A 12,696-nucleotide genomic window follows, 5' to 3' on the forward strand; every position below is an offset into this window, starting at 1 on the left:
AGCTGACCGCTCTGCGCCGGCTATTAAGCCGGCTTCCCCAAACCCCCGCCCCCTGCGGAGGTTTCGGGAAGCATCCCTTTCACCATCCCCTTTGATCGCTGGCGCCGCACTGCGGCTGCCTCACACCCGGAGTCTGTCCGATGCGCAGCACCGTCAAATTCGCCGACCTTGTCGCCCTTCCCAAGCACGATCGCGCGGACGCGCTGCAAAGCCTTTTCCCGTTCGGCGGTTTGATGGAGCGAGACGGGCGCCACATGCCGAACGCGGACCGCAACAAACTGATCCGGACCGCCATCAAGGAAGCGGTGAAGGCCGGGACCATCCCGGAAGGCATCAAGGTGTCTGTGCGTTCGCCGCATCATGGTTCAGTAACGGTCGAAATCCAGGCGGTTCCGTTCCTAATCCCGAACCCGGAAAACGTTCGTTGGCAAGCGGACAACCCGCACAGTGTCGCGGCTTATGACGCGCCATTCGAGGCGAAGGAGTGGCGGACGGACGCCGCACAAGCTCTACTCGACATCTTGGAGACGATCGCGTCGCAGTGGCGCTATGACAAGTCCGACTCCATGACGGACTATTTCGACACGAACTATTATCTTCACGTTCAATACGATTACGAGTTGGAGCGCGCGCACAAGGCCTGGATCCTCTCCGTTCCCCGGTCCGTCACGATCAAGCCGAAAGCGATCATGGCCAAGCCCGTCCGCGTCGTCTCGCGGCGCGCTGAGGCCCGCACAGAAGCGCAGGAGGAGGCGCGCACCGAGCTGCGCACCGAAGTCCGCGCGACCGTCAACGGGCCGGCGGTTGCTGAGACCAGCGCACCCCCGTTTACCACTGGGGCCGCGCCGCTCCGGATTGAGCCCTACTCGGAAAAGTCCATCATCGTGAAGGGCGAGACGCTGGCCCATAAGGACCGGATCAAGTCCGCGATTTCCGGGCTTGCCCCGTTCTGGCATCGTCGATCCGTCGGATGGATCTTCCCGACGTCGCGTGAAAGCGAGGTGCGCGCCTCCCTGGCTGATCTGCTGAGCGGTTCCGACACCCCGTCGGCCGGTCCGGATGACGGACCCGGCAACGGCAAGCCGGACATTGACGAGCGCACCAGCGCGGAGGAATCCACGGATGCCGCACCCCCTCCGGAGGTTTTTGGGAATCAGTCCAAGCTGTTCGCCATCGCGGATCGGATCGAGGCACGGGCGCAGGAGGTGCTATCCCGCGATCGCCTGACCAACACGCCGCGGCGCGTCAGCATCGCGGCCAGCGTGGAAGCGGACGCGCAGAACCAAATCACTTTGGCGCGCTCCCTCCGCGCCATCGGCGAGGCGCAGCAGGATGGAACCGCCGGCCTCCTGGCCAAATTGAGCACGGCCAAGCAAGCCGAGCTTTTCCGCTCGCTCATTCGCCGCGCCTGTTACAAGGCGGACTCCGGTCTCAGCTACTCGGAACAGCTTGACCGGAAGGGCCGGAAGGCCAGCGAGTCCGACCTGATCCATATCGACTTCCCGAAGGATGACGACGGCCACCGCTTGCGCGCCATGGGGATCTTGACCACGGGCCAGCTGCGGCAAGCGGCGGCGCGGTTCGTGGAACTCTCCAGCGAGGCGCCGAAGGCCGACCCGATCAAAGCCGCTTTGCGGGATCTCGTGGGACGCAAGATCCCCGGCTTCTTCCGCACACCGGCCGACTTGGCGCGCCGCGTTCTGGACCTGCTCGACCTGCAGCCCGGTCATTCGGTTCTGGAACCATCCGCCGGAGCTGGCGATATCGCCGACGCTATGGCCGAGACCATCGGTAAGGACGGCGTTACCGTCCTGGAGATCAACGACACCTTGTGCGGCTTGCTGGGGGCAAAAGGCTACACCGTTGCCGGGCGGGACTTCTTCGACCATGAGGGGCTTTACGACCGTATCGGCATGAACCCGCCCTTTGAAGGCTTGGCGGATACCGACCATGTGCGCCGCGCCTTCGGCATGCTGAAGCCCGGCGGCCGTCTGGTGGCCATCATGTCGGAAAGCCCCTTCTTCCGCTCCGATCGGAAAGCTGAGGAGTTCCGGGCGTGGCTCGACAGCGTGGGCGGCACGTCGGAGCGGCTTCCCGCTGGAAGCTTCCAGGAAAGCGGTACCGGCGTCGCCACGCGGCTTGTGGTAGTGGACGCCTGACCACCCCCAGAGGGGTTTTTGGGCGGACATCCCTGGCGGGGCTTTTTGGAGAATGGACAAGCCCCCGCCAGACCTCTACTGACCTTCTCATCTCCTCAGCATGGACATATAAAATGGCCCACGTCTCCTATCTGAACCTGCCGAGGTGCGCCGAGGTTTCGTTCTGGGTTCAGGGCGGACTCCCAATGTGCAAGGCGGGCCAAAAGGCCGGTCCCTATGGAGACGTCTTCCCCAGGATCATCAACGACGCTGGGGATGATGCCGGGGCGCTGCAGCAGGCAGCCGACTTGGCACTCTCCATTCTTCGCGGCGGCTTCGCGGAGAGGATGCGGGATGACGCGCGGTTTCGGGCTGCAGGCAATGGCCAGCCGTCCGACGTCGCAATCCCGACAGATGCATTGAGGATTGCTGCTCCAGGCCTGGATATTGCTGGGTGGCGGGATGCGGAATCCGTGTTCATCGCCGTTGGGGGAAAAGCCTACCGTCTGTCAAATTTGGATCACTTCGCGCTGGGCTCGGACGAGGAGGCGGCCTACACCATTAAGGCTGCAGCGTCGCTGATCTGGAGCGTCTACGCCATCAAGCGAGCGCAGCCCCGCTGAGGGTTTTTGGCATGGCACGCTGCCCGTGCTTGCGCCATACATCCCGCCATACTAGGGTTTTGCCATGCCTGAGACGATGACCTTCGCCGAACTCTCCACCCGCGCCAAGCGCGCCGGCCTGCCGGCCCCAGTCCTTACGGCTGATGGTGTGGCAGTAATCGCTGTTGTCGTGGCGAAGGCAGAGGCGGTCGAGGCCGGTGAGTCCAATATCCAGGTGGCTGTCAGCCCACCAAAGCTCGCGCTATCGACCGAAGACTATACAGCGTGGGCCGATGGTGTTGGAGGTTGGCAAGCTGCCGCTAACTGGCTGAACGCGAAGCTGGGAACCAGTTACACCCGATCGGACACCCGGCGGTGGGGACATCCGGAAGAACCCAGCCATCGACCGATACCGAAAAAAGTCGTGCAATTGCTGGCCGGCGTAGCAGCGAGGTAACCCCCTCCCCAGCGTGGCTTTCGGGGCCACCCTGGAGAGGGTTTTTGGGAATCAAAAATTCGCTTCTGCGGCCAAGAACTTCTTTGCCCGGTCATAGAGCTTCGACATCGTGGGCGCTGTCTCCACCCACCGTATGCCCTTCAGCTTGATGGCGCGCGGGATGATCCTCGGCTCTCCCGCCTCGTCGAGGCCGTCAATGTCCTCGCAGTAGCGCATCTCGATGGGAACGCCGTTGAACAAGACGCGCGTCCGCTTGATGTGCGCCGGCAGCTCGTAGACGTCGCCCACGACGTCCAGGGCGATGCGGAGCGCGGTCTTGGTGCGCTCTCTAGCCTCCTTGTTCGAATTCCGACCGCCGACAGCTTCGGTGAGTGATCGTTCCCGAATCACTATGTCCTCCACGATGGTCCACAGGCTGATGCCGTCGTACCAAGGCAGGTCACAGCACGCCCGCTTGACCAACTCGAGGTTCCGGCCTGCGGCGACGGCGAAATCCTCCCATGCCCGGCCGCCGATCGGGGAGTATTCCGGGGCCGCATCGTCCCGCGCCTCCCGCGCCCCAGCCACCGTCTTCACGTCCTGCGCCAACCGGTCGCCCGCCTCGAACTGGCGCATGGTCAGCAGGTGACGCTGCTGAAGGGTGCCAAGCGAGGTCAGCGCCCGGCCGCGGGTCACACCGGCCTTCATGGTCTGCTCGGCCACCACGTCGCCACGGGCGGCGCGGATCTCGTTCGGGCTGCGGGCGCCGATAAGGGCAACGCGGGCGCGTTCAGCGGCTGCAGATGCGTCCACCTTCTGGCGGGCGTGCTCGACCAGCTCCAGCGCCACAGCTTCGGTCGCATCCGTCAGCAGCAGTCCGCCGGCGACCTGCGAGACGCGGAAATGGCGAACGGTCTCACGCCCGTCGACAGGGCCGCGGAACGTGTAGACGCCGGGCACATTCAGGTTCTTCGACAGCCGGTCCGGCGCGGCGGTCCAAAACGCCGGGACCGACAGGCCAGTTGGAGCGGCAGCCTGGGCGTCACGCACGCGGGCCTTGGTCTTCTTCTTGCTCATCGCGCGTTCCCCACGTCGGTGTCGTCTTGCTCGTTGGTGAAGGTTTCGTCCGGTTTCCGACGCACCGGGCGCCCGCCGTTCTTTGCCCAGAACTCCTCCATAAGCCGTTCCGTGCTTTCGCTCATGGAGCGCGGGCCTGCCGGGCTGTCATCCTGCTGCCGACGGTTCTGATTGCCAGGCCGGCGGCGCACCTCTCCCCCGCGGGCGATCACGACCAGCCGCTCGAAGGTCTGCCGCAGCCGGTCGCGTTCGGCGTCCAGCACCGGGGCGAGTTCGGCCCAGCCGGGGAACCACTTGAACTGGCGGGCGACGCGGCGGAGCATCTCCAGGTCTTGGAACATGGCCGCCGGATAGCCCTCCTCGACGATGTCCGTCACGGCGGTGGCCAGCTTCGTCTCAGACGGCATGTCCCCGGCCATGCGCTTCGCGAGGTGCGCGACCCATCGCTCGGCAACATCCACAGGAACCGGGGCCGACCGATCTCGGAGCCATGCCACAGCGGTGGCGGCTTCTTGCTGTGTCTCCAGTGGGATGACCGCGGGCGGCTTCCAGTCTGAAGGGCGCATCACCCAAGCCCCGTCGACCATCGCACCGTTCTGCTGATCAGCCAGAGCCTCCCGCAAGGTCCCGCTCAACGATGGCCTCAAATCGGTTGGGAGGTGTGGCGCGGCGGCGGCCGGAATCAGTTCGTTGGACATCGGAAACCTCGGGGAGCGGACGGGAGCGGTCGGCGATGGCCCGTGCGATGGGGTCATCGAAGTAGTTCAGCGACCTGGGCGGCCCCTGCCCCTTCCTACGCTCGCCCATGACCCGCGCGACCGTGCCGACGATCAGCTCTTCGTCGGCGCCCTGCTTGAGCCACGCCATGACGCGCCCGTAATCCCCGAACCAGTTGGGGTTGTCAGCCACGCCCATGATCGCGGCGACCGTCTCACCGATGCGGACATGTTCCGCTTTTGGCTTGGGGGGCGCAGGGTCCAGAGGCGCGTCGTCATGGCCCGCCGGTTCGTCCAGACCATCGTCCTCGGCCTCCTCTCCATCCTCGTCCTGATCCAGCTCGTCCACCTCATCCGCCGACGGCACGGCGGCATCAGCCAGATCAACGGCATGATCGGGCTGCTGTTGAGCGCGAGCGCGGGAATCGGCATCCCGCTGGGCCAAGAACTCTTCGAAGGTCGGCAGATCTTGCTTCGGCAGGCCACGCTTTTCAGCCCGCTGGTTCGCTTTGCGGATGCTGGAGCACACGGTTTTCCATCGCTGCTCCAGCTTCTTTTTCCACGCGTGCAAGACACCCTCGGCCACCACGCGATGGTGAAGACGGCCGTCGGAGCACAGGAACCACCCGTGCAGCGCCATCTCCTTCACCTCCAGCCACGTCCGCATGTCACGGCCAAGTTCAGCGAGGCGGCAGAGGTCGACGTCGTTCGCTGGCAGGGTCCCCGCCGGCACCTGATCCCACGACTTCAGCCAGAGCGTGACCCCGGCCCGCCATTCCTCGGCGGTGGCATGGGCGTGGAAGGTCGAGCTGAACAGCGCGTGCCGGAACAAGGGCGTGTGCGGAAAGTCCCGCAGATCAACATCCGACGGCACGAGAGGATCAGGCTGCGAAGGCGTGTTCATGACCGCCTCTCAGGGGTTGGGGTCGAGCGGCTGGCCGGGCCGCCGTCGGCGATCAGCGAGCCTTGGCGGCTGTCGGCCGGCGCCTTGGGCAAGCCCATGCGGGCAATCTTCGTCCGCACCGCGGCGACGCTCCGTCCGACGGTTGGCGCCGTGACAGCTTCGACCTTGCCGGCGAGGTGATCCCGCTCGGCGCGGCGCTTCTGGCCAGCTGTCCAGCGAGGGCACGGGAAGTAGCGGCGCCCCGCCATCACGCATTCTCCAGCGTGGCCAACCGCAAGCCCCGGACCTGCGCACGCATCAGCGCCGCATCGAGGAGGCGTCCGCCCACGCCGTGCCCTTGGTGGCGGGGCGACGTGCCCCAATAGGCGATCTCCCAGCCCAGCGCCGAGATGAAGGCGGAGCGGTAGGCCACCACGCCGATGATGTCGCCGTCGACCACCGCCACCAGCACGTTGGAGCCGTGCGGGCAGATGGCCGCGGTGGCGTCGTAGAGCATCCTTCGCAGGGCCGATTCGCCGTAGCGCGGGGGCACCGCTCCGTCCGGCCGGCGGTGGCAGGACTGGAGGAGGTCGATCACCTCCGGCACGTCGACACGGGCCAGTGCGCGGATGGAGATGTTGCGGGTCAGCGCGGTCATGGCGTGGCGCCCTCCAGCAGGGGGTGGACAAGGCCAGCGGCGAACCCTTGCCATGGCTGGGGCTTCGCGCCGTCGGGCACCCGCCATTTCCCGCGGGCCAGGGGATGCCGGGGCGAGCCCTCGTCGTTGGTGGCGAGGCAGTGGAGCCGTTCGTCGGCGTCGACGTCGCTGGGCTGTCCGAACGCCTCCAGTACCGTGTCGAGCATCACCGGCTGGCGTCGGACGATCTCGGCACCGAAAGCGACGACGCGAAGCGCCGCGCCGCGGGCCGCCTTCTCGACCGTTCCGAGGTTCGCCTGCCATGCGTCGCGGGCCTGCCAGTCCGGCCCATTGTCCTGCCAGTTCAGCCACGGCCACAGCTCCGCCGGTTTGCTGGAGCGGAAGGGCGCGAAGTTGACGATGATCGCGCCGGGATAGCCCCAGGCGTGGGTGAACTCGATCACCCGCCAGGACGTGGGATCGTCGCGCAGATCGTCGGCGGTGCTAGGGTTGCACATCAGCCACGCGACCAGGGGGCCGGGCGCCCAGCGGCGAACCAGCGTGCTCCGGAACCGAAGGTCCCCTACCGATTCCCGGATGATGCTGGCCGGGCGCTTGCCGAGCCTGGGGCCAGCCTCGCCGGCAAAGAGCGATGCTTGAGCGGAGGTCACAGCCGACCTCCCGCCAGCCGGCGCCGGGCCGAGGTGGTGAGGTCCACAGCGAGCGCCAGGGCGTCGAGCGGCTCCAGTTCGACGCCCTGCAGTTTGCCGTCGGCACCGATCAGGGCGAGCGCCAGCGGCTTTCCGGGAACATCGAAGATCACCGGGCGCGCCACCGGATCGGTCTGGGGTTTGTGGTCCATCACACCACCTCCAGCAGGCTGTCCGCCGGCGGCGTGGGACGGCGACGAGCCGCAGGCTTGGCCAAGGGGGTCGCCTTCGGCTTCGCCGGAGCGGCCTCAGTCTCCATAAGGTCGAAGAGGGACGGCATGGACACCTCCCGCTCCATGGCCTGGAGGTACTTCACGCCATCGAGGAAATAGCCGGTGTGCAGCTCCGACGCCCGGCCCCGGCGCTTCAGCCTCAGCGCGCGATAGGGCACCGTCATCAGCCCGCCGAAGGGGTCGAACACCTCGTCGCCGGGGTTGCTGTAGCGCTCGATCAGCCGGTCCACGATGTCGAACTGGAGCGGGCAGACGTGCATCTCCAGCCCGCGCTTGGACTGCTCGCCGTTCAGTGTCAGCATGCGGTTCACGTCGTGCCAGATGCTGTCGGACCAGCTTCCCGGCGCGAGGCTCATGAAGCTGCTGGGCAGCGCGCCGCGCGCCGCCAGGGCCTCGCCAATCCGGACGTGGGCCTCGAAGTCGTAGATGGTCTGCAGGCTCTGCTCGGTGAAGAGCTTCGCCAGGGCATCCGGACCGAGCTTGGACAGCTCATCGACGCTCAGCAGGCGGTTGCCGCTGGAACGCCAGAAAGCGTGCGCGTCGACCTGCCAGCGGGCGAGGCTGTAGTCCTCGGGAGACTTGGGAACGCGCACGTCGGCGTAGCCCTTGGACCGATCGCTCTGAGGCTTGCGGAAGATCAGAACGTATTCGGGGCACCCCTGCCCCATCTTGGTCCCGTCCTTGCGCAGCTCCTTGTAGGTCAGGCGGTTGGTCTGGTTGTTCTCCCGAACCACGTCGGTCAGGATGATGTGCATCCCCATGTACTCGAAGCCATGGCGCATGTAGTGGAAGATCGCCTCGGCATGGAACGGCGACACGGTGGGGTAGCCCTTGCCCGTGACATTGCCGAAGACGATCCGGTCCTTGACGTGGATGCAGGCTAGCCGGCCCGGCTGCAGGACGCGCAGCAGCTCCGGGGTCAGGTGGTCCATCTGCTCCCAGAAATGGTGGTTGTCGTCCGTGTGACCGAAGTCGTTGTAGCTGGCCGTGTATTCGTAGTGGTTGCTGAAGGGGACGGATGTCACGATCAGACCGACGCTGTCGGTCGCCATGCGCCGGGCCTCGTCCACGCAGTCGTTGTTGGCAACGGTCCAGCCCTGGCCGGACACCTCCAGCCGCTCGACGCCGATGGAGCGCGTCAGTGCCTCGACCATGGACAGGCTGTTCAGCCCATGCTTCTTGATGATCTCGCTCATCTGGTCCGCCAATTCGTTGTGGCGCGCCCATTTGGCCTGGAGGTCCCGGACGATCTCGCGCTCCGTCTCGGTGTGGATGATGTCGATCTCCACGGTGCGGGGCTGGAGAAAGCGGTGCAGCCGGTGGACGGCCTGGATGAAGTCGTTGAACTTGTGGGAGACGCCGGCGAAGACGGCCCATGCGCAGTGGCGCTGGAAGTTGCAGCCGCTGCCGGCGATGACGGGCTTGGTGGAGAGCCGGGCGATCCGGCCCTCGCTGAAGTCGATGATGGCGGCCTCGCGCTCGTCGAGATCCTGCGTTCCCCAGACGGAGACGACGCCGGGCACCGCCGTGGCGATGGCGTGCCGCTCGGCCTCAAGGTCGTGCCAGATCACCACATGATCGGCGGGACGCGCCTCGATCAGCTCGCGCAGCTTGGCGATGCGGGCCGGCAGGGAGTCCCGCCGCTCCTTCGCCTCGCTGGCCAGCCCGACGGCGCCGGCCCGGAACAGGATGCCCTGCCCGTCCCGCTCGCAGCCGGCGGCGGCGATGTCGCTGGGCACCTCGTGCCACCGCACCACCAGCTCGGGCAGGTCGTAGCCTTCGTCGCTGAAGCCCAGGTCCGACGGCCGCTGCAGGAAGATCGCCCAGCTGTGCAGCCACGCCCAGAACTCCTGCTCCTTGTGCGGGAACAGAGTCAGGTCGTTGGCCTGCTCGCTGTTGCGCTGAAACCAGCGCGTCAGGGCCTGACCGGTGTCCATGATGCCGAGGAAGCCGGCATAGTGGATCAGCTCCTTGTACCGGTTGGGCGACGGGGTGGCCGTCGCCACGAACCGGAACCGCACCCGGTCGAACAGGGTCAGGAAGGTCTGGTAGGTCTTCGAGCCGAAGGAGCGCAGCACGCTCGCCTCGTCCAGGCTCGCCGCGGTGAACTCGTTTGGGTCGAGCTTGCCGTCGCGGACCGTCTCGTAATTCGTGATGTAGAGGCCTTCGGCGCCCGCCTCGTCGATGGAGCGGATGAACCGCATGTCGATGCCCAGCATGCGGGCGTCGCGCATGAATTCCTGCCGGACACCCAACGGCGCGACGATCAGCCCGCGTCCGCCGGCGCGCGCCAGGATCAGGCGCAGCACTTCCAGCTGCATGACCGACTTGCCCAGGCCGAACTTGGCGAAGATGGCCCGGCGGCCACCCTGGACGGCCCACCGGACGATCGCGCACTGGTGCGGCTTCAGCAGCGGGTTGATTTCGGAATCGTCCACGGTGAAGCCCATGGCGATGGCCGTCTTGATCTTGCGCTCCAGGAAGGAGCGGTAGGCGTCGGGGACCATCATGCCCGCCTCCGTTCATTCAGCCGTTCGCGCATGCGACGGGTCGCGTGATGCACCCACCCCGGATTGAAGCCCCTCACCAACGCGATGCGGCGAAGGTCCATCTCGCTGGTGGCAATGCGTTCCAAGTCCGCCACCGGCATGTTGCGGATCATGCTGTCGGCCAAGGTGGACAGCAGCGGCACGGCCGGCCGGTCCCAATAGCGGAACTCGTGCCGGCAGCTCGGGCAGAACGGGCCGGGGGCGAAACGGCGGTGGCACTTCGGGCATCGGATCGTGCGGTGGACCTGCGGGACCAGCCCGCTTTCCAGCGTCCACACCCGGTCGGCCTCCGGTAGGCCGTGGAGTTCGACGTTGCCGGAAAGATCAAGGATGCAGGAGCGGATCTTTCCATGGCAGACGCGCAAAACGCGGCCCACCTGCTGGATGAAGAGAAGAACACTCTTGGTTGGGCGCAGTAAAATAGCACCCGAGACAACTGGTAGGTCCGTCCCTTCACTTATAAGCTGGCATGAAGTCAGGACTTGATAGTATCCAGAGGCCAACCCACGGATCGCCGCATCGCGATCATCATCCGACATTTCTCCATCGACGGAAGTTGCTCGCCAGCCTCCAGCGCTGAACAGTTCCGCCACTCGACGGGCGTGCGCGACCGACACGCAGAAGGCGATGGTCGGCTCACCCGGCATCCGGGCGGCGTAGGCGTTCATTGCCATGCGCGTAATTTTGTCGTTGTTCATGAGGCGGTCGAGGTCCGCAGCGGCGAAGTCGCCACGGCTTATCGCCACGCCAGACGTGTCCGGATTCCAGGGCGCCCAGACTTCCGCTGGGCAGAGCCAGCCCGCATCCGTCAACTCCGCAACGGACGGGCCTCGCACCACTTCGTCAAAAAGAGCGCCAAGAGGTTTTCCGTCGCCTCGGTAAGGCGTGGCTGTGACCCCAACGCGCTTGGCATTCACCATCTCCTCCAGCAGGGCCTGCCAGCCGGGCGCCACCGTGTGGTGGGCCTCGTCGATGACGACGAGCCTGATCGTGCGCAACCAGCCGGCCAGCCGCTTCTTGCGGGCCTTTAGCGTGTCGATTGAGCAGACGTGGACCAGCGCCAGCGGATCGGGATCATGGTCGGGGTCAACCACAGACGCCTTGATGCCCACCTTGGCGAGCGCACGAACGGATTGATGCAGCAGCTCGCGCCGATGGACGAGGAAGACGACAGGCCATCCGTGGTCAACAACCACACGGATCACGCCGGCAGAGATGGTCAGCGTCTTTCCGCCAGCCGTGGCGAGGTGGTAGAGCACGCCGCGGACACCGCGCTCGATCAGGGCCAGTATTTCGGCCGCATTCTGGGCTTGGTAGGGGCGCAGCATCAGGAGCGCCCTCCCGCCAGATTGTCGAGAACCGTTGTCGCGGTCTCGCCGGATAGGATTCTCCTGGAAATTGCTCCCTTGGCACACCCAAGGCGTTGCTCCCAGGCAGAGACAAGCAGGCGATCTCCACGCCATTCGATCCAGCGGCACCGGCTGGTGTTGCGCGCCTGTTCAGCCTGAGTGATCCAGCGACAATTCTCTGGTGTGTAGTCGCCATTGCTGTCGCGACGGTCAATGGTCAGGTTTTCGGCGTACCCGTTGGCCTCAGCCCAAGCAAAGAAGATTGCCGGGTCGGAAAGCCACTCAGTACAAACCTTGATCCCGCGACCACCGTACAGCGCATAATCCACGTTCTTTGGATTTCCACAGCGCTGCTTCATGTGCATGTAGATGCGCTCCAGACGCGTCTTGCTGCGACCATGGGTGACTTTGGCTTGCTGGGCCTTCTTGATGGTCTGATAGCCACGCTCACGCGCGCGATCCGACTTCAGGCATCCGCAGCTCTTCGTGTTCCCCCTGGTCAGAGCGCTACCCACAACGACGGTCTTGGCGCCGCAGTCGCATTGGCATAGCCACCGGCTGGACCGATTGTGGTCGATGCAGACGAACGACACTGCGACGAGGCGCCCGAAACGCTGACCGGCGAGGTTTCGACGGAATGTCATGCGCCCCTCCGTTGGCCGGGCCGGGGCTTGCTGTCGCGCGAGAACCAGAAGATCGGGTGCGTCACGGCGTCCGCCGGCACAGCAGCCTGACCGAGGCGCTCCACCTCCAGCGCCCATACCTTGTGCTTGCGCGGCTGGCGCGCCTTCACCTCACGGCTGGTCAGCACCAGATAGGCGCGGCGGGACTTCGGCCCCTGCGGGACGATGTACGAGCCGGGCAGCGGCTGGACGTCGGAATGGTAGGTGATGCGGGGGAGCTTCATGCCGCACCTGCCAGCATCAGCGTCGCCTTGTAGACGGCGACCTCTACCCGCGGGCGGGCCGGATCGACGAACCCCTCTTCGTGCTTCAGCCGAATCTGGCGGTCGTTGACGATCAGCCGCTTCTCGACGCGGGCCTTACGCTCCTTGCCCTTTCCGATCCAGGTCGTGCGGTTCTGCAGGGCATCGTAGACGAGGCTCCCGTCCAGATCGGGCCGGCGGCTGGCGTAGAAGATGCGCAGGGAGACGCCCACGTCCCCGCCGTAGGGTTTTTCCAACTTCGGGACGTGCAGGCCGGCGGTCGATTCGAAGGCAAGCGCCTTATCACCCTTGCGCAGGGCCGCGCGCCCGCCGAACTGAACGATCTCACGGCTATTCCCCTTGGCGGCCGGTTCGCCGGGGACGACGAACCGGGCCAAGAGTTCGCCCCAGACCCATTTCTGTTGCGGGACTGCCATCGGA

General features: G+C 65.8%; 15 protein-coding genes. 3 read left to right on the forward strand and 12 right to left on the reverse strand.

From position 1 onward, the window contains the following. Positions 1-140: 140 nt before the first annotated feature. The 3 genes from H1Q64_RS18470 to H1Q64_RS18480 all read left to right on the forward strand — a co-directional run bounded on the left by H1Q64_RS18470 (position 141) and on the right by H1Q64_RS18480 (position 3,197). Positions 141-2,159, forward strand: coding sequence for a hypothetical protein (locus tag H1Q64_RS18470; protein WP_237905053.1), 2,019 nt, complete (start codon positions 141-143; stop codon positions 2,157-2,159). A gap of 113 nt (positions 2,160-2,272) precedes the next feature. Beyond that, positions 2,273-2,761 carry a hypothetical protein gene (locus H1Q64_RS18475; RefSeq protein WP_237905054.1) on the forward strand — a complete coding sequence of 163 codons (489 nt, stop codon included), beginning with the start codon at positions 2,273-2,275 and terminating at the stop codon, positions 2,759-2,761. Between the two features lie 64 nt (positions 2,762-2,825). After that, a complete protein-coding gene (locus H1Q64_RS18480; RefSeq protein ID WP_237905055.1) occupies positions 2,826-3,197 on the forward strand; it encodes a hypothetical protein in 372 nt (123 codons plus the stop codon). A 51-nt stretch (positions 3,198-3,248) separates the two neighbouring features. Here H1Q64_RS18480 and H1Q64_RS18485 read toward each other — a convergent pair whose 3' ends face one another. From H1Q64_RS18485 to H1Q64_RS18535, 12 genes are all read right to left on the reverse strand, one after another. Beyond that, complete coding sequence (locus tag H1Q64_RS18485) at positions 3,249-4,253, reverse strand: hypothetical protein (protein WP_237905056.1); 1,005 nt, start codon at positions 4,251-4,253, stop codon at positions 3,249-3,251. Beyond that, the gene (locus H1Q64_RS18490; RefSeq protein WP_237905057.1) at positions 4,250-4,660 is read right to left on the reverse strand and encodes a hypothetical protein; all 411 of its coding nucleotides are present in this window, start codon (positions 4,658-4,660) and stop codon (positions 4,250-4,252) included. The genes H1Q64_RS18485 and H1Q64_RS18490 overlap by 4 nt, the downstream gene beginning before the upstream one ends. A 196-nt stretch (positions 4,661-4,856) precedes the next feature. Further along, complete coding sequence (locus tag H1Q64_RS18495) at positions 4,857-5,873, reverse strand: DUF1376 domain-containing protein (RefSeq protein WP_237905058.1); 1,017 nt, start codon at positions 5,871-5,873, stop codon at positions 4,857-4,859. Further along, positions 5,870-5,992, reverse strand: coding sequence for a hypothetical protein (locus H1Q64_RS33860; protein ID WP_269145376.1), 123 nt, complete (start codon positions 5,990-5,992; stop codon positions 5,870-5,872). The genes H1Q64_RS18495 and H1Q64_RS33860 overlap by 4 nt, the downstream gene beginning before the upstream one ends. A 128-nt stretch (positions 5,993-6,120) precedes the next feature. Then, positions 6,121-6,510 (reverse strand): GNAT family N-acetyltransferase, encoded by a 390-nt coding sequence (locus H1Q64_RS18500; protein WP_237905059.1) that lies wholly within the window; start codon positions 6,508-6,510, stop codon positions 6,121-6,123. Beyond that, on the reverse strand, positions 6,507-7,160 hold the full coding sequence (locus tag H1Q64_RS18505) for a DUF1643 domain-containing protein (protein ID WP_269145377.1): 654 nt from the start codon (positions 7,158-7,160) through the stop codon (positions 6,507-6,509). Before H1Q64_RS18505 ends, H1Q64_RS18500 begins: the two co-directional genes overlap by 4 nt. Beyond that, entirely contained in the window at positions 7,157-7,351 is a 195-nt protein-coding gene (locus H1Q64_RS18510; protein WP_237905061.1) for a hypothetical protein, read from the reverse strand. Before H1Q64_RS18510 ends, H1Q64_RS18505 begins: the two co-directional genes overlap by 4 nt. Next, positions 7,351-9,942: a DNA methyltransferase gene (locus H1Q64_RS18515; RefSeq protein ID WP_237905062.1), complete on the reverse strand. Its 2,592-nt coding sequence runs from the start codon at positions 9,940-9,942 to the stop codon at positions 7,351-7,353. The genes H1Q64_RS18510 and H1Q64_RS18515 overlap by 1 nt, the downstream gene beginning before the upstream one ends. Then, complete coding sequence (locus tag H1Q64_RS18520) at positions 9,939-11,309, reverse strand: DEAD/DEAH box helicase (RefSeq protein ID WP_237905063.1); 1,371 nt, start codon at positions 11,307-11,309, stop codon at positions 9,939-9,941. Before H1Q64_RS18520 ends, H1Q64_RS18515 begins: the two co-directional genes overlap by 4 nt. Further along, positions 11,309-11,974, reverse strand: a complete 666-nt coding sequence (locus tag H1Q64_RS18525) for a hypothetical protein (RefSeq protein ID WP_237905064.1) — start codon at positions 11,972-11,974, stop codon at positions 11,309-11,311. Before H1Q64_RS18525 ends, H1Q64_RS18520 begins: the two co-directional genes overlap by 1 nt. Next, entirely contained in the window at positions 11,971-12,237 is a 267-nt protein-coding gene (locus H1Q64_RS18530) for a hypothetical protein (protein WP_237905065.1), read from the reverse strand. The genes H1Q64_RS18525 and H1Q64_RS18530 overlap by 4 nt, the downstream gene beginning before the upstream one ends. Next, on the reverse strand, positions 12,234-12,692 hold the full coding sequence (locus H1Q64_RS18535) for a hypothetical protein (protein WP_237905066.1): 459 nt from the start codon (positions 12,690-12,692) through the stop codon (positions 12,234-12,236). The genes H1Q64_RS18530 and H1Q64_RS18535 overlap by 4 nt, the downstream gene beginning before the upstream one ends. Positions 12,693-12,696 lie beyond the last annotated feature (4 nt).

It is taken from the genome of Azospirillum brasilense, assembly GCF_022023855.1.
GTDB lineage: Bacteria > Pseudomonadota > Alphaproteobacteria > Azospirillales > Azospirillaceae > Azospirillum > Azospirillum brasilense_F.

What these genes read in the sequence shown, in the direction of transcription:
- H1Q64_RS18470 (WP_237905053.1), top strand. Translation starts at nt 141, where the DNA reads ATGCGCAGCACCGTCAAATTCGCCGACCTTGTCGCCCTTCCCAAGCAC.
- H1Q64_RS18475 (WP_237905054.1), top strand. Translation starts at nt 2,273, where the DNA reads ATGGCCCACGTCTCCTATCTGAACCTGCCGAGGTGCGCCGAGGTTTCG.
- H1Q64_RS18480 (WP_237905055.1), top strand. Translation starts at nt 2,826, where the DNA reads ATGCCTGAGACGATGACCTTCGCCGAACTCTCCACCCGCGCCAAGCGC.
- H1Q64_RS18485 (WP_237905056.1), bottom strand. Translation starts at nt 4,253, where the DNA reads ATGAGCAAGAAGAAGACCAAGGCCCGCGTGCGTGACGCCCAGGCTGCC.
- H1Q64_RS18490 (WP_237905057.1), bottom strand. Translation starts at nt 4,660, where the DNA reads ATGCCGTCTGAGACGAAGCTGGCCACCGCCGTGACGGACATCGTCGAG.
- H1Q64_RS18495 (WP_237905058.1), bottom strand. Translation starts at nt 5,873, where the DNA reads ATGAACACGCCTTCGCAGCCTGATCCTCTCGTGCCGTCGGATGTTGAT.
- H1Q64_RS18500 (WP_237905059.1), bottom strand. Translation starts at nt 6,510, where the DNA reads ATGACCGCGCTGACCCGCAACATCTCCATCCGCGCACTGGCCCGTGTC.
- H1Q64_RS18510 (WP_237905061.1), bottom strand. Translation starts at nt 7,351, where the DNA reads ATGGACCACAAACCCCAGACCGATCCGGTGGCGCGCCCGGTGATCTTC.
- H1Q64_RS18515 (WP_237905062.1), bottom strand. Translation starts at nt 9,942, where the DNA reads ATGATGGTCCCCGACGCCTACCGCTCCTTCCTGGAGCGCAAGATCAAG.
- H1Q64_RS18520 (WP_237905063.1), bottom strand. Translation starts at nt 11,309, where the DNA reads ATGCTGCGCCCCTACCAAGCCCAGAATGCGGCCGAAATACTGGCCCTG.
- H1Q64_RS18525 (WP_237905064.1), bottom strand. Translation starts at nt 11,974, where the DNA reads ATGACATTCCGTCGAAACCTCGCCGGTCAGCGTTTCGGGCGCCTCGTC.
- H1Q64_RS18530 (WP_237905065.1), bottom strand. Translation starts at nt 12,237, where the DNA reads ATGAAGCTCCCCCGCATCACCTACCATTCCGACGTCCAGCCGCTGCCC.
- H1Q64_RS18535 (WP_237905066.1), bottom strand. Translation starts at nt 12,692, where the DNA reads ATGGCAGTCCCGCAACAGAAATGGGTCTGGGGCGAACTCTTGGCCCGG.